The organism is Paenibacillus sp. IHBB 3054, from assembly GCF_051594305.1.
Taxonomy (GTDB): domain Bacteria; phylum Bacillota; class Bacilli; order Paenibacillales; family Paenibacillaceae; genus Paenibacillus_AQ.
In genome coordinates this window covers 1-471 of record NZ_JBOFBG010000165.1, presented here as the reverse complement: position 1 = coordinate 471, position 471 = coordinate 1, and the positions used below count along the sequence as shown (strand labels likewise).

2 tRNA genes and 1 rRNA gene are annotated in these 471 nt (G+C 48.6%); all 3 read right to left on the bottom strand.

Annotated features, from left to right (window positions below):
- Positions 1-72: 72 nt before the first annotated feature.
- The 3 genes from ACQ76X_RS36280 to rrf all read right to left on the bottom strand — a co-directional run bounded on the left by ACQ76X_RS36280 (position 73) and on the right by rrf (position 411).
- A tRNA-Ala gene (locus tag ACQ76X_RS36280) sits at positions 73-148 on the bottom strand.
- 29 nt (positions 149-177) lie between these two features.
- A tRNA-Ile gene (locus ACQ76X_RS36275) sits at positions 178-254 on the bottom strand.
- Positions 255-294: 40 nt separating this feature from the next.
- Positions 295-411 (bottom strand): 5S ribosomal RNA (gene rrf, locus ACQ76X_RS36270).
- Positions 412-471 lie beyond the last annotated feature (60 nt).

The window sequence follows — 471 nt, the reverse complement described above, 5'->3', positions numbered from 1 at the left end:
TAAAACGCAAATTCGTTTCGGTATCCAGTTTTCAAGGATCAAGTTTAAAGAAGTATTGAGTTTAAATCATTTTGGTGGAGCCAAGCGGGATCGAACCGCTGACCTCCTGCTTGCAAGGCAGGCGCTCTCCCAGCTGAGCTATGGCCCCATAAAGGTACTATTCTGTTAAATGTTATATGGTGGGCCTTGGTGGACTCGAACCACCGACCTCACCCTTATCAGAGGTGCGCTCTAACCAACTGAGCTAAAAGCCCATATAACATAACATTGAATCAACCAAAGAATTGGTTGTCCGCTTGGCAGCGTCCTACTCTCCCAGGACCCTTCGGTCCAAGTACCATTGGCGCTGGAGGACTTAACGGTCGTGTTCGGGATGGGTACGTGTGGAACCCCTCCGCTATCGCCACCAAACGCATACGAAAGAGACTTGCTCTTTCAAAACTGAACACGAGTGAGTGTTTTGGAAGCTGA